Source organism: Streptomyces sp. NPDC002206, from assembly GCF_053593595.1.
In genome coordinates, this window is the sequence record NZ_JBSFCW010000001.1 from 392,094 (window position 1) to 411,659 (window position 19,566).

A 19,566-nucleotide genomic window follows, 5' to 3' on the forward strand; every position below is an offset into this window, starting at 1 on the left:
TTGATCCGACGTGCAGATGGTGCTCCGGCCGCGCGACGCGGGGCTCGGTCACTCCCGGGGGAAGGTGGAGCTTCGCTCGGCGTAGCCCCAGCTGAGTCCAGGGACGACGGAGGGGATCTTGATGCGCGCGGTGTAGGTCACCTCGTCGATGCCGTAGCTCGGGATGAAGAGTGAGTCGTCGGCGAGCCAGTCGCTCATCGCCTCCCGGCCCGCCTCTTCGGGAAGCGTCAGCGGCATGTCGTGGCTGGCCGTACGGGCCGCCGCGCGGGCGCCCGTGCCGGCCTGGTTGGCCGTGTACGCGGCCACGCCCAGCTGGATCGCCAGGAGACCCACCAGGAGCAGCAGCGGGATGAAGCCCATGTACTCGATGGCCACCTGGCCGCGGTCGCGTCGGGATGTGACTGTGCGCTCGCTCATCGGTCAGCCCTCCGTCGGCGACGCGGCTTCGCCGGTGATCGTCATCGGCCAGTTCAGTACGCCGGGCACCAGGACCGGCACCTTCAGGCTGACCTCGGCCTTGTACAGAGTGGGCGTCGCCCGGCAGTGCGTTCTCGACTTGCTCTCCCAGGCGTCCGGCAGGTCCTCCCTGGCCGCGCGCTTGCAGGCCAGCGTCGGAAGGTACTCCGCCCCGGTACCCGCCCGGGCGGCCTCGTCGGCCGCGTTCGACGCCAGGCTGAACGTGTAGCCGATCAGCGCGCACTGCCAGAGCGCGATCAGTAACAGGATGATCAGCGGCGTGACGCCCACGAACTCGATCGCGGTCTGGCCGCGATCCCGCCCACGGAAGGAATCACCGTCACGCCTCCTCCGTATCCTCAGGCCTCTCATCTCGGTGGCTGCCATTGGTCAACGTGTCCCCTCGGTCGTCCCACGGCCCCCGGAGTCACCGTCGCGCCGTCTGCGCGGGCGTCCGATGGAGCCTCGGTCGTTCTTGAACTTTCCGGCGTTCTTCCCGCCGCTCCTGTCTGCGCCGGCGGGGAGCTTGACGATCCCCAGCTCTCCGGCCAGGCCCCAGAGCGCCTGCTTCACCGTGCTCCTGGCGTCGAGTTCGTGCATCCGGCCCGCGTCGACGGCGCCCTGGAGTTCCTTGAAGTTCGCGGGAATCGCCGTGTTCGCCATCCGAGTCCCGGTGATCTTCTCGATCAGCGGCGGCTGGATCTCGGTGTTGCGGATGAACCGGTTGACGAGCGTGAGCGTCTCCTCCGCCTTACGGATCTGGAGCCGCTCCCACATCCGTACGGTGCGCTTCGCGCCGCGCACCGCGATCACGTCCGGGGTGGTGACCAGCACCGCCGTGTCGGCCATTTCGATGGCTGCCGCGCCGGCTCCCTGGAGCTGGCTGCCGCAGTCGATGACCACCACCTCGTACCGCGAACGCAGGGCGCTGACGATCTGACGGGCCGACCGGTCGCTGACCTCCTCGCCGCGCTCGCCCTCGCCCGGCGCCAGCAGCAGGGCGAGCCCGCTGCTGTGGCTGAACACGGCGTCGGACAGGACGCGGGGCGATATGTCGGCGATCGCGGCCAGGTCGACGATGGAGCGCCGGAACTGCACGTCGAGGTACGAGGCGATGTCGCCGGACTGGAGGTCCATGTCGACCAGCGCGACGGTCTGCCCCGACGCCTGTGACGCCAGGGCGAGCTGGACCGCCGTGACGGTCGCCCCCACACCGCCCTTGGCACCGCTGACGGTGATGACGGTGCCGCCGGGCCCGGTGAAGACGTCACCTCCGGAGCCCAGGTGACGGCGGACCCCGACCGACCACTGGGCGGCGGACTGGACCCGGTTGGCGAGTTCCTCGTAACTCACCGGCAGGGTGACCAGGCCACGCGCACCCGACTCCATCGCCGCGGAGAACAGCCCGGGGCTGGCATCCGCGGTGATCAGCACGACCCCGATGGCGGGGAAGCGCAGGGAGACCTCCCGGATCAGCTCCAGAGCCGGCACCGGACCGATCCGCTCATGGACCAGCACGACCTCGGGCAGCTCGTCGATCGACTCGCCCGCGAGGCGGGCAAGGGTGTCGATGAGCTGGGTCGAGTCGCCGACCGGTGCGGCCGGCTCTGCGTCGGGAAGCTGGCTGAGCAGAGTGGTGACGGATCTGGCCGCGTCGGGGTCCCCGACGGCCGGGAGGATCCTTGTGGTCATTCGATCCTCACTTGTCCTTGTCGAGCGTGTAGGTGCGGTCGCCCGGTCGGATGGTGCTGTCGCTGCCGGAAGCCAGGAGCGCGAGGCGTACGTGCTCCGCGAAGGACTCGGCGTAGGCGATGCGCTGGGTGTCGAGCGTGTTGAGCGCGAACGTGATGGGGACGGCCTCGGTGCCCATGTTCGACTTGGCGTCCCGGCCGGGCTCCAGGGCGGTCAGCTTGCCGACGTCCAGCACCTTGGCGTTGGAGACGATGACCTTCGACTGGGACGGGGCGCCGTCCTGCTCGCCGGCGAACGTGGCGTAGATGTTGACCGTCGAACCGGGGGTGATCTTGCCGGCGACGCCGGTGGCGGCGTCGATCATGATGGCGATCTCCTGCTCACCGGGCTGCAGTTCGGGACTCTTCTGCATCATGTCCGACTGGAGCAGCGAGCCCTTGCGCAGCTGTGTGACGGCGATCTTTCCGTTGACCTCGGAGAGGTCGGTCACGGCGTTGGTCGACAGCCAGCGCTTCGGCATCTTGATCTTCTCGAACTGTCCGGAGGACAGCGCCGTGTAGGGGGCGATGTCGGACTTCAGCTGGTAGGCCGACACCTCGGGGCCGACCTTCGAGTTGACGTCACTGATCACCGAGAGCACGCCGGCGAAGGCGCCGAAGGCGCACAGGACCGACAGGAGCAGGAGTATCACGCCGCGGCGCTGGCGGGAGTTCATGGGCCGGACAACCTCGTTCGTATCGGATGCGTGGGGCAGCGGACAGAAGGATGCGCGGTGGCTGGGCGTACGTCTGGAAGTCGGCCGGGAATCGCGTCCGGGAGTGTGCCTGTACTACATCTGCATCTACGCGTGTTGCGGAAATGCAGAGACGTCACGGCCGTGCCTGCACGGCCGCTCCTTGGTTCAGGACACTTCCGGGATGCATTCGGTTCTCGGGTGGAGGAAGTGGTGAGGAACAGAACCCACAACGATCTCCGATGAGTTCCATTCCGCACCAGTGGCAGTTCTCGCGCCTTACGGAGGCCACCAGTTGGTACAGAACGGAGATGTCCGGAAGATAGGCGGCAAATTCCACCAGTTTTCCGGTTCCCCACCAGCGTGAGGAGTCGGAAGGCAGAGTGGCCTCCTGAATGGCCAGGGCCTTCCAGGCGGGAGCCAGAGTCTTGTGCACCCAATCCGACTGCGACTGGCCCTTGGCGATCAGCAGATGCGTTCCGAACTCCGGACCGGACGGCGGCTCCACGGCCGGGCCGACCTTGACGAGCTGCGGGTTCGGCCCCGCAACCACAGCGAACTGGGAGCCCGGCACCCATGATTTGGCATGCGTCTTGAGACTGACCGGAACCCGGTCCAGCTTGGTGACCGAGTTCAGCAGGGCGCCCGCGTGGATGTAGTGCGGCAGCAGCCGGGCGGCGGAGGCGACCACTCCGGGACTGAAGTCGCAGATCGACAACTGACGTAACTGCCTTACCAGTACGGCGATGCCGAGCGGCGGAAGATCCACCTTGAGCAGGGCGATGCGATCGCTCTCCAGGACCGATCTGACGGAATGCAGCCTGCGCTCGTGGGCGACCGGCAGGCCGGCCGAGTAGACGGCGACGACATAGCCGTGCTGCTCCAGCAGCACATGCATGTCACTGATCGCCAGATCCATCGTCTGGTCTTCCGGAGCCTGCAGCAAGGCCGCCGTGGGTGTCTGCTGGTCGGTCGGTGGTAGCACAAGATCAGCACTGGTCACTGCTATTGCGGTCGGCACGCTGGTCCCCGTTCGGCTCCGGCCACCGTCGCGCTGACGGCGGCCGCAATCGCTCCTGCTCCGTGCTTCTGCCACAGCACTTTATCCACGTCTTACCAGCCAGAGAACACCTTTCGTGGACCAGTACAGCTACATCCGGGCAACACCCTCGCGACAGGCGGGCGACAGTCAGGTGCGAAATCGGGCGAAACAGAGAGTGGTTAACTCCTGTACCACTGCAGAGGGTTACCGGAACGCGTTCCGATTTTCGCCGGCTTGAATTCATTCGCGCACGTCAGAATGGATCTCGGCTACTGACATCTCATTCCGGCGGTGCGAAATCCGTCACCGTCCGGCCATCCGGGCCGCCCCGGTCCGCCGTCCGCCCGACTCGCCCGTGAGGGTGACCGGTTGGACCGCGGAAGGGGCACCCGCAGCGATCCGGACCCCGGCCGACGCATTCCTGCCGCGCCCCTCGCCGGAACCCGTAACCGCCAGAGGTCTTGACAACTCGATTGGTCTGGACCAGCTTTGTCGGCCAACGGTGGCCACCGTTCTTCAACGCACCTCCATGCCCCGCACGTTCACTCCCGCGTCGCACTCCCGGCACCCGCCTGCATCCCGCGATGCTCCCCCGGCATCCCCAACTCCCCCACGGAGGCAAGCAAGTGGAACGCTCACCCGGCACCCGGCACGGCAGACGCCGCATCCGCCCGGTCCTCGGCTCCGTCATGGCCGTCGTCGCCGCAGCAGCGCTGACCTTCACCGGCCTCGTCGGCACCGCCCAGGCCGCCGACGTCAACAACGCCAAGAACGCGGGCTTCGAGTCCGGACTCGCCAACTGGACCTGTTCCAACGGCAGCGGCACCACCGTCTCCTCCCCCGTGCACGGGGGAGCCGCGGCCCTGAAGGCGACCCCGGCCGGCCAGGACAACGCCCGGTGCACACAGTCCGTGGCCGTGAAGCCCAACTCCACGTACGCACTCAACGGCTGGGTGCAGGGCGGCTACACGTACATCGGCGCGACCGGCACCGGAACGACCGACGTGTCGACCTGGACCCCCGACTCCAGCAGCTGGACCAAGCTCTCCACCAGCTTCACGACCGGCCCGAACACCACCTCGGTGACCGTGTACCTCCACGGCTGGTACGGGCAGGCCCCCTACCTCGCCGACGACATCTCCGTCACCGGCCCGGACGGGGGCGGCGGCGGTGACCCTGCGCCGACCGTGCCCGCCACCCCGGCCGGTCTCGCGGTGGGCTCCGTGACCACGACCTCCGTGGCCCTGTCCTGGAACGCGGTGTCCGGCGCGACGGGCTACAGCGTCTACCAGAACGGCACCAAGGTCCAGTCGGTGAGCGGAGCCTCGGCCACCGCGACGGGACTGTCCGCCTCGACCTCGTACTCCTTCCAGGTGTCCGCGACCAACGCGGCCGGTGAGTCCGCCAAGTCCGCGGCGGTGACCGGTACCACCTCGGCCACGGGTGGCGGCGGGGGCGGCGGGACCGTGCCCAAGCACGCGGTGACCGGCTACTGGCAGAACTTCAACAACGGCGCCACCGTCCAGAAGATCAGCGATGTGCCGGCCAACTACGACATCATCGCGGTCTCCTTCGCCGACGCGACCGGTACGCCGGGCGGCGTCACCTTCAACCTCGACTCGGCGGGGCTCGGCGGCTACACCGCCGACCAGTTCAAGGCCGACATCAAGGCCAAGCAGGCGGCCGGCAAGTCCGTGATCATCTCGATCGGCGGCCAGAACGGCACCGTCTCGATCAACGACGCCACCTCCGCGACGAACTTCGCGAACTCCGTCTACTCGATGATGCAGACCTACGGCTTCGACGGGGTCGACATCGACCTGGAGAACGGCCTCAACTCCACCTACATGACGCAGGCGCTCAGGTCCCTCTCGTCGAAGGCGGGCCCCAAGCTCGTCATCACGATGGCGCCGCAGACCATCGACATGCAGTCGACGTCGAACGAGTACTTCAAGACGGCGCTCAACATCAAGGACATCCTGACCGTCGTCAATATGCAGTACTACAACAGCGGTTCGATGCTCGGCTGCGACGGCAAGGTCTACTCGCAGGGCTCGGTGGACTTCCTCACCGCGCTCGCCTGCATCCAGCTGGAGGGCGGCCTCTCGCCGGCCCAGGTCGGGCTCGGACTGCCGGCCTCGACCAGTGGTGCGGGCAGCGGCTACGTCTCCCCCACGATCGTGAACAACGCCCTGGACTGCCTGGCCCGCGGCACGAACTGCGGTTCGTTCAAGCCGTCCAGGACGTACCCGGATCTGCGCGGCGCGATGACCTGGTCGACCAACTGGGACGCCAAGTCGGGCAACGCCTGGTCGAACGCGGTGGGCCCGCACGTACACGGCCTGCCGTAGCCGGCGCGAGGGGGTACGGGTGCCTGGTGCGGCGTCCGTACCCGCTTCACCCCATACCCCGTACATCCTGACCAGCAGTGCCGCCGCTCCCCCGGCGGCGCTGCTGCGTGTGCGGTGGTGATTGTAGGTGTGCAGCCAGACGGGGTATGCCTCGCGTCGCTCGGTCTCGGTTCGGCGGGTCAACGAGTATGCCGCCTTCATCGAAGTAGACCCGCCACCCAGTGCAATTGTCGTTGTTAATCATTGCTTAGTTCTTGTGTCTCTCTGAGGTAGCCCGAGCAAGGTGACGGAGTCGGCGAGGGCGGCGTCCCTGACGGGTTCGGGGAGGTGGTGGGAAGTTCGGAGGCTCGAAGGGTTGCCCCTGTTTCCGGTGGAGTTGGCCCTGCTTGACCATCGCCGCCAACAGACGGGTCGTGATACTGCGGCGGAGGGTGTTCCTAGGACCATGGCACAGCGGTGGGGCGTGTCTGCGTATCCCTGACCTGCACGGGTGTAAGGGTTCGGCGAACGATCTTCCATGACGACGGGGTGACTCCGACCGATGAACGCGATGCCGACTGTTGTCTCTGCCGAGCCCGCACAACACGACAGCACGCTCCCGGCCGCGCCGGTCGACCTGCACAAGCAGTCGAGCAGGCTGGTACGGCGCTATGGGCCGGCGGTCGGGTGCTACGCGGTACTGAAGGTGGCCGGCTTCGGGGTCTTCATGTGGCTGGTCGACTACTCCGGCTACCACCTCACGAAGCAACTGCGCTTGGGCGGCGGCGCCCACCCGTGGGACGTGCTCGCTTCCTTTGACGGCTGGTGGTACCAACAGATCGCGGAGTTCGGGTACAACCCCCAACTGGTGCCGATCACCGGTTCCCCCTGGTACACGTTCCAGGCGAACTCGGCCGCGTTCTTCCCGCTCTACCCGGGCCTGATGCGCATGGTCTCGGAGTTCACCGGTCTCGGCCTGTACGGCGCCGGGATGCTGGTATCGGTGGTCGCTTCGCTGTTCGCCGCGGCCGGTATCTTCGCCGTCGCGGAGAGGCTCGGCGGGGTCCGGGCCGGTGTGATCGCGGCGGGCCTCTGGGCGGTCGTCCCGGGATCCGGCGCGGAGTGGGCGCTCTACTCGGACTCCACCTTCACCGCGCTCGCCGCGTGGTCCTGCTACGCCGTGATGACCCGACGGTGGATCGCTGCCGGACTGCTCGCCCTGGTGGCCGGGCTCAACCGGCCGACCTCGGCGACCCTGATCGCAGCGGTGTGCCTGGCGGCGCTCGTCGCACTTCTGCGGCGCACTGACGGAACCGGGCGCCCTCTGGCCGCGATGGCGCTGGCTCCGCTCGGGCTGTTCGGGTATGTGGGCTGGGTGAGCTGGCGTATGGGCGACTGGGGCGGCTACTTCAAGCTCCAGAGGGGAGCCTGGCTGCACTTCTTCGACTGGGGCCAGCACAATGCCACCGTGATGCGGGGCATCCTGCTTGGCCGCGACGATGATCTTTTCGCCGCGCTCGTCCCCGATCTGCTGGCGGCACTGATCGTCATGGCGTTGCCGATCCTGATCGTCCTGTTGGTGCGGCTGCGCCCGCCCGCCGTTCTGATGGTGCACACGCTGCTCACCATCGCTACCGTGCTCGGCAGCCAGCAGATGTTCTGCAACGTCGCGCGCTTTCTGCTGCCCGCCTTCCCGTTGTTCATCCCGCTGGCGATTGCCCTGAGCAGGCTTCGCCGACCTGCTCTGGTAACTGTCCTCGGCACCTGCGCTCTCGCCTCCGGCTGGTTCGCCGGATTCGCGATGTTCGAACTCGGTGGTGCCCCATAGCAGCGGCCGGCCGCACGGTGAACTGCGTGTTCATCGGGCTGGTTGTGCCTCAGCTGACGGAGTTCGCGGCGGCCTCGGAAGCGGGGCGCCGCAGCCGCACGCCCAGTGCGCGGTAGCGGCCGGCCCACCGCTGAGCCGTCGTGGGCGAGACCTGGAAGCGCTCGGCGGCACGGCGCAGCGGCCAGCCGTCCTCGACGACGCAGCGGGCCAGACGCAGGCGGCCGATCTCGGTCAGCGGTGCGTTACGGTGAGGCATGAGGGCCTTTCGTCGTCCGGTGCAGATGTCACAATCCCCACCGAACCCGGAAGGCCCTCACTCGTTCAAGATCACCCAGCCGTGATCACTGTCACCAACCTCCATGGACAGAACACCTAGATCACCAGGCTCAGCAGCGCCGCCACCACGAAGCCCGCCACCGACAGGACCGTTTCCAGGACCGTCCAGGACTTCAGGGTGTCGCGTTCGGTGATGCCGAAGTACTTCGACACCATCCAGAAGCCGCCGTCGTTGACGTGCGAGGCGAAGATCGAACCCGCCGAGATCGCCATGATGATCAGCGCCAGATGCGCCTGCGACATGTCCTGGCCCTCGACCAGCGGTACGACGATGCCCGCCGTGGTGACGATCGCGACCGTCGCCGAACCCTGGGCGACGCGCAGGACGACGGAGATCAGCCAGGCCAGCAGGATGACCGGCAGGCCGACGTCGTTGAACGTGTCGGCGAGCGCGGCCGCGATACCGCTGCCCTTCAGGACGGCGCCGAAGATACCGCCCGCGCCGACGACCAGCAGGATGTTGCCGACCGGCTTCAGCGACGAAGTGGACACCGACTCCAGGGACTTGCGGGACCAGCCGCGCCGGATGCCCAGCAGGTAGTACGCGAGGAGCAGCGCGATCGTCAGGGCGACGAACGGGTTGCCGAAGAACTCGATGACCGAGCGGACGGTGGAGGGATCCAGGGCGATGGAGGAGAACGTCGCGGCGAGGATCAGCACCAGCGGGGTGCCGATGATCGTCAGTACGGTGGCGAGCCCGACCGGCTCCTCGCGCGGGGAGACCCCGGCGGCCCGCTGCTCGGCGACGACCGCGGCCTTCGACTCCTCGGCGGCCTCGACCATGTCCTGCGGGACCTCGACGAAGATCCGCTTTCCGATCCAGGCGGCGTAGACCCAGGCGACGAGGACGGACGGGATGCCGACGACGGCGCCCATGAGGATGACCCAGCCGAGGGAGACGTGGAAGAGACCTGCGGCGGCGACGGGTCCCGGGTGCGGCGGCAGGAACGCGTGGGTCATCGAGAGACCGGCGAGGAGCGGCATCGAGTACAGCAGGATCGACTTGCCGGACCGCTTCGCGGCGGCGTACACGATCGGCGCAAGGACGAAGATACCGACGTCGAAGAAGACCGGGATACCGAAGATGAGGCCGGTCAGGCCCATGGCGAGCGGGGCCCGCTTCTCACCGAAGAGGTTCAGCAGGCGGGCGCTCAACACCTCTGCTCCGCCGGAGACTTCGAGGATCGCGCCGAGCATCGTACCGAGGCCGATGATGATCGCGACATGGCCGAGGATGCCGCCCATGCCGGACTCGATGACGGAGACGGCGGCGGATTTCTGCACCGTGCCGAAGAGCTCGGTGACGGAGAGACCGGCGCCCAGGCCGACGGCTATGGAGACGGCGAGTAGCGCGACGAACGGCTGCAGCCTGACCTTGATGATCAGGAAGAGGAGGAGCGCGATTCCGAGGGCGGCGACGGTCAGCAGACCGGCGGTGCCGTCGATCAGGAGGAGGAGTCCACCGGTGTGGGGTGGTGTCTCGACCGGAGGTGGCGTGGCGGCGAGCAGCATGGGACGACTCCGTGGTGTGGGGGTCCTTCGGGCAGGGTGGGGCGCGGCACGGCGTCCCGGTCGTGCGGGGCGCCGTGCCGTGTGGCGTGGTGACGCGGTGCGGCAAGCGGATCAGCCGTGGATCGGTCGGCTCGTTCAGCTCAGGACGGCGAGCGCGTCGATCTCGATCAGCAGGCCCTTGGGGAGGCCGACGTAGACCGTCGTACGGGCGGCGGGTGCCTCCTTGAGGTTCTGCTCGCCGAAGTACGCGTTGTAGATCTCGTTCATCTCCGCGAAGTGGTCCACGTCCGTGAGGTAGACGCGCATCATCATCACGTCGTCCCAGCTCGCGCCGCCCTCCTCCAGGATCGCCTTGACGTTGGCGAACGTCTGGAGGGTCTGCTCACGCAGCGTCGGACCCGCCGGGGTCGGCGCCCGGCCCTCGACGGCGGGCAGGAAGCCGACCTGGCCGGCGACCTGGAGGATGTTCCCCTTCTTCACGCCGTGCGAGAACTTGGCGGGCGGGGCGGTGTGGGTGCTGGGGGTGAGGGCGGTCTTCTCGGTCATGACGGTTCAGGCCTTCTTGGGTTGGGGGGTGGGCGTGCCGGAGTACTCCCGGGTGATGGCGTCGGCGGTGCGGCGCACCAGCGGGAGCAGGGTGAGGAGTTCCTCGGCCGTGACGACGACGTTCGGCGCGGACACCGACATGGCGGCGACGACCCGGCCGTCCGCGCCGCGGATGGGGGCGCCGATGCAGTTGATGGACTCCTCGTGGCCGCCGAGATCGGTGGCCCAGCCCTGTTCGCGGACGGCGGCGAGCTCCTTCAGGAAGGCGCCGGCGTTCGGGATCGAACGGGACGTGTACATGGGGTAGTCGAGCTTCTCGGCGATCGCCCGCCGTTCCGGCTCGGTCAGATCGGCGAGCAGTAGCTTGGCGACGGCGGCGACGGTGATCGCGACGGGCTTGCCGATCCGGGAGTACATCCTGACCGGGTAGCGGCTCTCGACCTTGTCGATGTAGAGGACCTCGTGTTCCTCGTACACCGCGAGATGGACGGTGTGCCCGCACTGTTCGTTGAGCTCGACGAGGTGGGGGTGGGCGATCTCGCGTACGTCGAGGTTCTCGACGGCCTCCTGCGCCAGGGCGAACAGGCGGGCGCCGAGCCGGTAGCGCTGGTCCTGCTGGCGGTAGACGAGCCCGTGCTCGTGGAGCGTACGGAGCAGGCGCAGCGCGGTGGACTTGTGGACGCCGAGACGGTCGGCGACCTGGCCGAGATCGGCGGGGCCCTGGGCGAGGAGCGGAAGGATGCTCAGCGCGCGGTCGACGGTCTGACTCATGGGGTGGGTACCTCCTCGGATGCCCGCTCGGCCGCTGTCCAGCCGGGGCCGAGACGAAGTGTCCCCCAGGCGGTGTCGTCGAGAGCCACCAGCCGGTCGGCGTGGGCACGTGCCGGAGGGTCGGTGAGGTCACCGGGAACGGTGAGGACGGCGGCGGCCATCAGGTGACCGTGCCGGACGCGGTCCCGTACGGGCAGTTCGCGGAGGGTGGCGGAGAGGAACCCGGCGGCAAAGGCGTCGCCGGCGCCGACGGGGGCGACGACGTCGACCCGGAGGGCGGGGACGGTGGTGACACTCTCGGCCCCTCCGGCGTCGGAGGAGCCCGGCCCGGGGCGGGGCCCCGAAAAGACCGTCGCCCCCTCGGCTCCCCGCTTCACCACCAGCACGCCCGGCTCCGGCAGCGCCGCACGGATCGCCTCCGCGCCGCGCAGCCCCCACGCCTCCTCCGCCTCGTCCTCACCGACGAAGACGAGGTCGGAGCGGCGGGCCAGGTCGAGGAGCACGGCCGGTGCCGCGTCGCCGTCGCGCCACAGCCCCGTCCGGTGGTTCACGTCGAAGGAGATCAGCGGGCGTCCGGGGCGGGGCGCGGTCAGGGAGTGGAGCAGGGACAGGCAGTCCTCGGACAGCGCCGCCGTGATCCCGGACAGGTGCAGGATGCGGCCGCAGAGCGCGTCCTCGGCCGGGACGTTCGCCGGGGACATCGCCGATGCCGCGGACCCGGCCCGGTAGTACGCGACCTCGTGCGTGTCGGTCGCCCGGTCGGTCGCCGTACGGAAGTAGATGCCGGTGGGGCGGGCCGGGTCGCGCGTGACCGCCGATGTGTCGACGCCGTACCGGGAGATCGCCTCGACCAGATGGTCGCCGAACCCGTCCGCACCGACGCGGCTGACCCACTTCGCCCGGTGCCCCGACGCCGCGAGCGCGCAGGCAACATTGGACTCGGCGCCCCCGATCGCACGGCCGAAGGACGGCACGTCGGCGAGGCGTCCGGGCCGGGAGGGCAGGAACGTCACCATGGACTCGCCGAGGCAGACGACATCGCTCGTGGTGGCGGCGTGGGCCGCCCCCGCTGCGGGTCCGGGCACTCTGGGCTCCTCGATGATCAGCGTTCAGCGCCGGTTCTCACCATTGACCCGGCGTCGGCTCGGATGTTAGACAGCGTTAAGCGATATGCGCAATGACCGTTGCATATGTTGCAACGATTACTTCTTGAGGAGGCTCCCTTGGCCGCCGACCACCCGGTCACCCAGGCTGGACTCGCCGAACTCGCCGGACTTGCCGACGAACGGGTCGACCACCGCTTCAAGGCACTCCCGCCCGACGCGGAGGGCCTGACCGTCGGCGCCCTGGCCGCCGAACGCCGCAACCTCTTCACCGGCGGCTTCACCACCCCGGTCCTCGCCCTGTCCGCCGAGTCGGTCGAGCACAACCTCGCCCTCCTGGAGACGTACGCGGAACGCCACGGCCTCGCGTTCGCCCCGCACGGCAAGACCTCCATGTCCCCGCAGCTCTTCGCGGACCAGCTGAAGCGCGGCGCGTGGGGCATCACCGCGGCCGTTCCGCATCAGGCGCGGGTCTACCGGGCGTACGGCATCCAGCGGATCTTCCTCGCCAACGAGCTCGTCGACCCGGTGGCGCTGCGCTGGCTGGCCCGCGAGCTGGCGGCCGACGCGGAGTTCCGCTTCGTCTGTTACGTGGACTCGGTGCGTGGTGTCGAGCTGATGGACGAGGCCCTGCGCGCCGCGGGCGCCTCCCGTCGGGTGGATGTCGTGGTGGAACTGGGAGCGGGCGAGGGCGCCCGCACCGGCGCGCGTACCGAGGCCGACTGCGCGGCGGTCGCCGACGCGGTGGCTTCGACGGGGACCCTGCGACTGGTGGGCGTCGCCGGCTACGAGGGCGAGGTGCCGGACGCGTCGCCGGAGCGCGTACGGGAGTGGCTGCGCCGGCTCGTCGCGCTGGCGGCGGACTTCGACAAGGCGGGCCGGTTCGCCGGTGCGGACACGGTTCTGGTCAGCGCGGGCGGCAGCGCGTGGTTCGACGCGGTGGCCGAGGTCTTCGCGGAGATTCCCGAACTCTCCGTACCCGTCGTGAAGTTGCTGCGCTCCGGTGCGTACGTCTCGCACGACGACGGTCACTACCGGCGGATCACGCCGTTCAACCGGGTGTCCGAGGAGGGGACGCTGCAGCCGGCCTTCCGGCTGTGGGCGCAGGTCGTGTCGCGTCCCTCCGCCGAGCAGGCGTTCCTCAACGCGGGGAAGCGGGACGCGGCGTACGACCTCGACCTCCCGGAGGCGCAGGTGATCCGGTCCGGGCGCGACGGCTCGGTGCGGGCGGCGACGGGGATCACGGTCACGGGGCTGTCGGACCAGCACACGTGGATGCGGACCGAGGCGGGGGCGGAGCTCGAGGTCGGCGACTGGGTGGGGATGGGGCTTTCGCATCCGTGCACATCGTTCGACAAGTGGCAGCTGATTCCGCTGGTCGAGGCGGACGGCACGGTCACGGACTACATCCGCACGTTCTTCTGATCCCTGCGGGCCGACTCCCCGCCCCTTCCCGAAACCGGGGGCACTGCCCCGGACCCCCGCTCCTCCATCGCCGGAGGGGCTTGAAAGGCCCGCCTGCACAGGCAGACGAGCAAGGGCCTATGACCGGCCTCGCCGGCGTTCGAGGTGCAGGGTCCGGGGCGGGATGGGGTGAAGCGACACCGTCACCGAAAGGCTGCACAACCATGGACCTCGTCATCCGCGACGCCGGCGTCATCGACGGCACCGGCGCGCCCTCCTACCGGGCCGATGTCGGAATCGTCGAAGGCCGGATCGCCGAGATCCACCCCGAGGGCACCCCGGGGCCCCGCCCCACCGCCACCCGCACCCTCGACGCCACCGGCCTCGCCCTCTCCCCCGGTTTCATCGACATGCACGCCCACAGCGACCTGGCCCTTCTCCGCGATCCGGATCACAGCGCGAAGGCCGCCCAGGGCGTCACCCTCGAAGTCCTCGGCCAGGACGGCCTGTCGTACGCCCCGGTCGACGACCGCACCCTCACCGAGGTGCGGAAGGTGATCACCGGCTGGAACGGCGACGGCTCGGACATCGACTTCGACTGGCGCACGGTCGGCGAATACCTGGACCGCCTCGACCGCAACTTCGGCGGCCAGGGCATCGCGGTCAACGCCGCGTACCTGATCCCGCAGGGCACGGTCCGGATGTACGCGGTCGGCTGGGACGACCGCCCTGCCACCGAGGCCGAGCTGACCCGGATGAAGGAGCTCGTGGCCCAGGGCATGACGGAGGGCGCGGTCGGCATGTCGTCCGGCCTCACCTACACCCCGGGCATGTACGCGAAGAACGCCGAACTCGCCGAACTGTGCCGGGTCGTGGCGGAGCACGGCGGCTACTACTGCCCGCACCACCGCTCGTACGGCGCGGGCGCACTCGCCGCGTACGAGGAAATGGTGCAGCTCACCCTCCCCCGAGCTCCAAAGGGAGCAGGGGAGGCCCCATACGCCGGCTGCCCTCTCCATCTCGCCCACGCCACCATGAACTTCGGCGTGAACAAGGGCAGGGCCCCCGAGCTGATCGCCCTCCTGGACCGGGCCATCGCCTCGGGCGCCGACATCTCCCTCGACACCTACCCGTACACCCCCGGCTCCACGACGCTCGTCGCGATGCTGCCGAGCTGGGCGAGCGAGGGCGGACCCGAGTCGGTCCTCACGCGCCTCGCGGATGACGGGACGGCGGAGCGGATCCGGCACCACATGGAAGTGCTCGGTTCGGACGGCTGTCACGGGGTGCCGATCGAGTGGGACACGATCGAGATCTCCGGCGTCAGCGTGCCGGAGCTCGCCGGACATGTCGGCCGTACGGTCGCCGAGTCCGCGCGGATGCACGGCGAGGAGCCCTGGGTCACCGCCCGCCGTCTGCTCGTCGACGACCGGCTCGGCACGACGATCCTCCAGCACGTGGGCCACGAGGAGAACGTCCGGCAGATCATGCGGCACCGCGTCCACACGGGCGGCAGCGACGGCATCCTCCAGGGCGACAAGCCGCACCCGCGGGCGTACGGCACGTTCCCGCAGTATCTCGGCCGGTATGCAAGGGAGTTGGGCATCCTCTCGCTGGAGGAGTGCGTCGCCCACCTCACCTCGCGCCCGGCAGCCCGGCTGCGCCTGCCCGACCGGGGGTACGTCCGCGAGGGCTACCGCGCCGACCTCGTCCTCTTCGACCCGGAGACGGTGGCTGCGGGCTCGACGTTCGAGGAGCCACGCACGTTGCCGGTGGGCATCCCGCACGTCCTGATCGACGGCCGCTTCGTCATCGAGGACGGCAGGCGGACTTCCGTACTGGCGGGGCGGGCGGTCCGGTCGACGCCGTAGCCCTCTCCGCCGATGCCGCCGTCGGCATGCGGCTCACGATGATCCGAACCTTTCCGCCCGCTCCTTCGCCCAGGCCAGGTCCTCCTCGGTCGGGGCGTCGTCCTGGGTCAGCGCGCGCCGCCAGTAACCACTGAACTCCACCGCAGGCCGGGCCAGCCCGCGCTCCTCGACCAGGTGGCGGCGCAGCGCCCGTACCGCCCCCGCCTCCCCTGCCAGCCACGCGGCCCCCGCCGCCGCCTCACCGGGCAGCTCCGCCGCCCGGACCGCGTCGACCAGAGTCCGCCCCGGACCGTACACCCAGTGCACGGTCACATCGGCGGCGGACGTGAGCCGTTGCTCCTCCTGCGCATCGGGAGACGTTCACCGTCGGTCTGCTGGACGGGATCGAGGCGGCGGTCGCCCGGGGCGGCGACAGTCCGCTCAGCGGCTGACGGGCTGCTGCTCCCACGTGTCCGTAGCCGAGCCGGTGCGGTGGATGCGCTGCCATCCAAGCCGGTTCCCCAGCAGCGCGGTCACCACCGACTGGACCACCACCAGGTACATCAACTGCCGGTAGACGAAGATCTGGAGCGGCAGACTCCACAGCGGCTCGAACTTCTCCCGGTCCAGCCGGAGTGCGTACACCGCGCCGAAGACCTGGACAGCGGTGAAGCCGAGCCACACCAGGCCCGCCCGCCCGGCGTCCTGGAAGAGCAGACCGTACAGCGCGAAGACATCGACCAGCGGCGCGAGCAACGGAAGAACGGTCTGGAAGAGCGCGAGATAGGTCAGTCCCCGCCGGCCCAGCTTGCCCGCTGGACCCCGTTCGACCACAGCCCTACGGTGCTTCCACATCGCCTGGAGTGTCCCGTAGCACCAGCGGTAGCGCTGCTTCCACAGCTGCCGGACAGAGGACGGCGCCTCGGTCCAGGCGATGGCCGACTCCTCGTAGACCACCCGCCATCCGGCCCGGCAGAGCGCCATCGTGAGGTCCGTGTCCTCGGCCAGGGTGTCCTCGCTGACACCGCCGACGCCCATCAGCGCCTCACGCCGGAACGCCCCGATCGCACCGGGAACCGTCGGCATGCACTCCATGACGTCGAACATCCGGCGGTCGAGGTTGAACCCGATGACGTACTCGAGATGCTGCCAACGCCCCAGGATCCCCCGGCGGTTGCCTACCTTCGTATTGCCACTGACCGCGCCGACGCGCGGGTCGGCGAGCGGCTGGATCAGATTGCGGATGGCCTCCGGTTCGAAGACGGTGTCACCGTCGATCATCACGACGATGTCGAAGTGGGCCCAGGCCAGTCCGGTGTTGAGGGCGCTCGCCTTGCCCCCGTTGGGCTGGCGGACGACCATCACCCGGGGATCGGGGATGGATTCGGCGATTTCGTACGTACGGTCACTGGAACCGTCGTCCACCACGATGACCTGCACGTACTCATGAGTGGACGCGAGCAGCGAGCGTACGGTCGCTTCGATGCCCGCCTCCTCGTTGTACGCGGGAACGATCGCCGAGACCGGATCGGTGAGCGGAGGCAGACGCGTCGCGCCACGGCGCCGGCTCCGCTTCGTGCGCACCCGCTTCACATGGACGCGGGCCACGGTGAGCAGCAGGACGAGCCGCAGCAAGGTGAGCGCTCCTGCGACGGCCAGCAGCCAGGTCATCCCGTCGGCAAAGGCCCGGGAGCCCTGCTGCGCCAGGACGACGGCGGTGCCCCTCCACTCGGAGAGCGTGCTCACTTCGTACATCGCCGAGGGCTGACCGAGCCCCTTGCTGACGGTGGTGTACGTCAGGTCGTCGTCGGCCGCCGCCCGGAACAGCTTCCCGGTCTCCGCCACGGCCTCGGCCGAGCCGGTGAACTGCCGTACGGCGCCCCGCTCCGGGCTCCGCGAGCCATCGGCGGCGACCAGCACATAACCGTCGAGGATGGCGCGCCGCCCGGCCTCCCACTGCTCGCCGCAGAGGCTCTCGGTGGTGCTCGTGTGAGGCAGGCGCAGCAGTGGGGTGCCGACGCCCGCGGTACCGGCGAGGGTGTTCTGGGTGAAGGAGAGCTCCAGGCCCGCACGGATACCGGAGACGGAGCCGAGGTCGGCGTCGGTGTAGGTGTGCGAGCCGATCTCGTGGCCCTCGTCCTTGATCCGCCGTACGAGATCTGGATGAGCGGCGGCCTCGGTGCCGGTGAGGAAGAACGTGGCCTTGGCGTGGTGCTCGCGGAGCAGGTCCAGCAGGCGCGGGGTCCAGGCCGGGTCCGGGCCGCCGTCGTAGGTGAGGGCGACGGTACCGGGCAGCACCTCCAATGTGCGGACACCCCCCGTCTTCGGGTCCAGGCGGACAACAGGGCCGCCATGGAAGGGAGCCGACCCGGCGGCGGCGCAGGCGGCGGACGGGGAGGTCGGGGCTATCTCATGACGGCCGTATCCGCTGAACACCAACGCCGTGGCCGCAGCCGCCAGCGTCAGTATCAACAGCACCCAGTGGGCGCGGGGCTCACGACGTTGAGCATGCCTGGTCAATGGTTCTTCCCCTTGCCGGTGGCGGCGGGCGCCGCCGGAGTGCCACGGCCCGGTTTGCCGTCGGCGTTACCGGGCGCGGGGGCGGACGTCGCGCCCGTGGTCGGCGCGGAGGCAGGCGACGCGGAGGCGGGCGCCGAGCCGGTGGCCGTGCCGGCCGGGCGGGTGGTGGGTCCGGGGCTCGCGGACGCGGCGCCGGTGCCCTTGGTGGCTCCTGCCGTGGAGACGGGCGGCTTGGGGCGGGGAGCGTCCACCGGCGAGGGCGAGTGCTCTGCCCGCACCGGCGGCTTGTCGCCCCCGTTCCCGCCCCAGGGCAGGGAGCCACCCACCGGTCCTGAGCCGGAGAGCCCGACCACAACGGTCCCGAGGAAGAGCACGCAGACGACACCGAGCAACGCAGCCGCGTACTTCATGAAGCGGCCGCGCCGCCCCGAGGCGTCGACAAAGACTGCGCTGTTCTTGTCACTCCGATGGCTCATGACGGCGGATTGTACGGAGCGCGCCCCTCCACGGAAAAGCGCGCTCCGATACCGGGACATACCTCGCGGGACGGCCCGCCGCTAGGGCTTGGGCAGTGCGCACCCTGCCCGGCTCAAATCGATCTGGCTACCGGTGCCGATGCACGGCACGATGCCGTAGGTCTCCTGGGCGTAGTTGATGCCCCGGCGGACCGTCACATTGCCGTTCTCATCGACCTCGCACGGGTTGTTGTCCGTGCACTGCTGCCCGTCCTCGTTACCGGTGTTGTTGACGGCGACGACCTTGCCGGTCGCGTTGTCGATCACAGGGGAGCCGGAGGTGCCGCCGATGGTCCGGCAGGCGGAGGTGTAGCGGACCGAGTCCTTCCAGGTCCACTCGCCCTCCTTGAGGCGGTAGACGAAGCCGTCGACATTGCAGCTGTACGTGCGCCTCCAGTAGCCGGAGACGACCGTGATCGCGGTGCCCTGGACCGGGTGCGCGGCATTGAGCTCCAGCGCCTTGATGCCGTAGCTGCTCTCGATCTGGGCGTAGGTGCGGGTGAGTTGGTACAGCGAGATGTCGGTGTCGGTCATCGTCCCGTACGCGATCTTGCTGGCGCGCAGGGTGCCGACGCCGCTGCCCGCGGAGTTCAGCAGGGTGAAGCTGCGGGTGGACGACCGGTTGAAGACGACCTCACCCGGGCCCGGGAAGCCGGTCTCCATGCAGTGCCCGTTGGAGAGCACGAGGGCCGGGTCGGACGGCAGCGAAGCGGCGGTCCGGACTACGGAGCCGGAACAGTTGCTGAGCGCGACGGTCCCGGCGAAGTTGACGGCCTTGGCCTTGACGGCCCGCGGTACGGCGACCTTGGCCGTGGGCGCGGCCGCGTCGTGACTCGTGGCCGCGACAGCGGGGGCCGTTCCGGCTCCGAGGAGCAGAACGGCGAAGAGTGCGCCGACGAGAGGCTTTTTCATGTGGGGGTCCCCTCTG

16 protein-coding genes and 2 pseudogenes are annotated in these 19,566 nt (G+C 69.3%); 4 read left to right on the top strand and 14 right to left on the bottom strand.

Annotated features, from left to right (window positions below; all coding sequences use genetic code 11):
- Positions 1 to 48 precede the first annotated feature (48 nt).
- From ACWCP8_RS01790 to ACWCP8_RS01810, 5 genes are all read right to left on the bottom strand, one after another.
- Positions 49 to 417 (bottom strand): TadE/TadG family type IV pilus assembly protein, encoded by a 369-nt coding sequence (locus ACWCP8_RS01790; protein ID WP_352267647.1) that lies wholly within the window; start codon positions 415 to 417, stop codon positions 49 to 51.
- Positions 418 to 420: 3 nt separating this feature from the next.
- Positions 421 to 843 (bottom strand): TadE/TadG family type IV pilus assembly protein, encoded by a 423-nt coding sequence (locus ACWCP8_RS01795; RefSeq protein ID WP_328626488.1) that lies wholly within the window; start codon positions 841 to 843, stop codon positions 421 to 423.
- Between the two features lie 3 nt (positions 844 to 846).
- Positions 847 to 2,148, bottom strand: coding sequence for an AAA family ATPase (locus ACWCP8_RS01800; RefSeq protein WP_267002545.1), 1,302 nt, complete (start codon positions 2,146 to 2,148; stop codon positions 847 to 849).
- 7 nt (positions 2,149 to 2,155) lie between these two features.
- On the bottom strand, positions 2,156 to 2,863 hold the full coding sequence (cpaB, locus tag ACWCP8_RS01805) for a Flp pilus assembly protein CpaB (protein WP_313938919.1): 708 nt from the start codon (positions 2,861 to 2,863) through the stop codon (positions 2,156 to 2,158).
- Positions 2,864 to 3,017: 154 nt separating this feature from the next.
- Positions 3,018 to 3,884, bottom strand: a complete 867-nt coding sequence (locus ACWCP8_RS01810) for a hypothetical protein (RefSeq protein ID WP_352267645.1) — start codon at positions 3,882 to 3,884, stop codon at positions 3,018 to 3,020.
- Between the two features lie 665 nt (positions 3,885 to 4,549).
- Here ACWCP8_RS01810 and ACWCP8_RS01815 point away from each other — a divergent pair.
- Together ACWCP8_RS01815 and ACWCP8_RS01820 are read left to right on the top strand one after the other, a co-directional pair.
- Complete coding sequence (locus tag ACWCP8_RS01815; RefSeq protein ID WP_451113910.1) at positions 4,550 to 6,274, top strand: chitinase; 1,725 nt, start codon at positions 4,550 to 4,552, stop codon at positions 6,272 to 6,274.
- 550 nt (positions 6,275 to 6,824) lie between these two features.
- Positions 6,825 to 8,081, top strand: a complete 1,257-nt coding sequence (locus tag ACWCP8_RS01820) for a hypothetical protein (protein ID WP_451113911.1) — start codon at positions 6,825 to 6,827, stop codon at positions 8,079 to 8,081.
- Between the two features lie 100 nt (positions 8,082 to 8,181).
- On the opposite strand, the pseudogene ACWCP8_RS01825 reads toward ACWCP8_RS01820, so the two are convergent.
- From ACWCP8_RS01825 to ACWCP8_RS01845, 5 genes and pseudogenes are all read right to left on the bottom strand, one after another.
- Positions 8,182 to 8,337 (bottom strand): annotated as a pseudogene (locus ACWCP8_RS01825) (helix-turn-helix domain-containing protein); the annotation flags it as partial.
- A 116-nt stretch (positions 8,338 to 8,453) separates the two neighbouring features.
- Positions 8,454 to 9,929: a GntP family permease gene (locus tag ACWCP8_RS01830; RefSeq protein ID WP_352267643.1), complete on the bottom strand. Its 1,476-nt coding sequence runs from the start codon at positions 9,927 to 9,929 to the stop codon at positions 8,454 to 8,456.
- 135 nt (positions 9,930 to 10,064) lie between these two features.
- On the bottom strand, positions 10,065 to 10,475 hold the full coding sequence (locus ACWCP8_RS01835; RefSeq protein ID WP_352267642.1) for a RidA family protein: 411 nt from the start codon (positions 10,473 to 10,475) through the stop codon (positions 10,065 to 10,067).
- Between the two features lie 6 nt (positions 10,476 to 10,481).
- A complete protein-coding gene (locus ACWCP8_RS01840; protein WP_326605479.1) occupies positions 10,482 to 11,246 on the bottom strand; it encodes an IclR family transcriptional regulator in 765 nt (254 codons plus the stop codon).
- Positions 11,243 to 12,331 carry a sugar kinase gene (locus ACWCP8_RS01845; protein WP_352267641.1) on the bottom strand — a complete coding sequence of 363 codons (1,089 nt, stop codon included), beginning with the start codon at positions 12,329 to 12,331 and terminating at the stop codon, positions 11,243 to 11,245. The genes ACWCP8_RS01840 and ACWCP8_RS01845 overlap by 4 nt, the downstream gene beginning before the upstream one ends.
- A gap of 105 nt (positions 12,332 to 12,436) precedes the next feature.
- Between ACWCP8_RS01845 and ACWCP8_RS01850 the strand changes: the two genes are divergently transcribed.
- Both ACWCP8_RS01850 and ACWCP8_RS01855 read left to right on the top strand, forming a co-directional pair.
- Positions 12,437 to 13,774, top strand: coding sequence for an alanine racemase (locus tag ACWCP8_RS01850; RefSeq protein WP_451113912.1), 1,338 nt, complete (start codon positions 12,437 to 12,439; stop codon positions 13,772 to 13,774).
- 203 nt (positions 13,775 to 13,977) lie between these two features.
- Positions 13,978 to 15,624: an N-acyl-D-amino-acid deacylase family protein gene (locus ACWCP8_RS01855; protein ID WP_451113913.1), complete on the top strand. Its 1,647-nt coding sequence runs from the start codon at positions 13,978 to 13,980 to the stop codon at positions 15,622 to 15,624.
- Between the two features lie 33 nt (positions 15,625 to 15,657).
- Here the strand turns inward: ACWCP8_RS01855 and ACWCP8_RS01860 are convergent.
- From ACWCP8_RS01860 to ACWCP8_RS01875, 4 genes and pseudogenes are all read right to left on the bottom strand, one after another.
- Positions 15,658 to 15,975, bottom strand: a pseudogene (locus ACWCP8_RS01860) (SIP domain-containing protein); the annotation flags it as partial.
- A gap of 69 nt (positions 15,976 to 16,044) precedes the next feature.
- On the bottom strand, positions 16,045 to 18,123 hold the full coding sequence (locus ACWCP8_RS01865; protein ID WP_451113914.1) for a bifunctional polysaccharide deacetylase/glycosyltransferase family 2 protein: 2,079 nt from the start codon (positions 18,121 to 18,123) through the stop codon (positions 16,045 to 16,047).
- A complete protein-coding gene (locus tag ACWCP8_RS01870) occupies positions 18,120 to 18,599 on the bottom strand; it encodes a hypothetical protein (RefSeq protein WP_451113915.1) in 480 nt (159 codons plus the stop codon). Before ACWCP8_RS01870 ends, ACWCP8_RS01865 begins: the two co-directional genes overlap by 4 nt.
- A gap of 81 nt (positions 18,600 to 18,680) precedes the next feature.
- Entirely contained in the window at positions 18,681 to 19,550 is an 870-nt protein-coding gene (locus ACWCP8_RS01875; protein ID WP_451113916.1) for a S1 family peptidase, read from the bottom strand.
- Positions 19,551 to 19,566 lie beyond the last annotated feature (16 nt).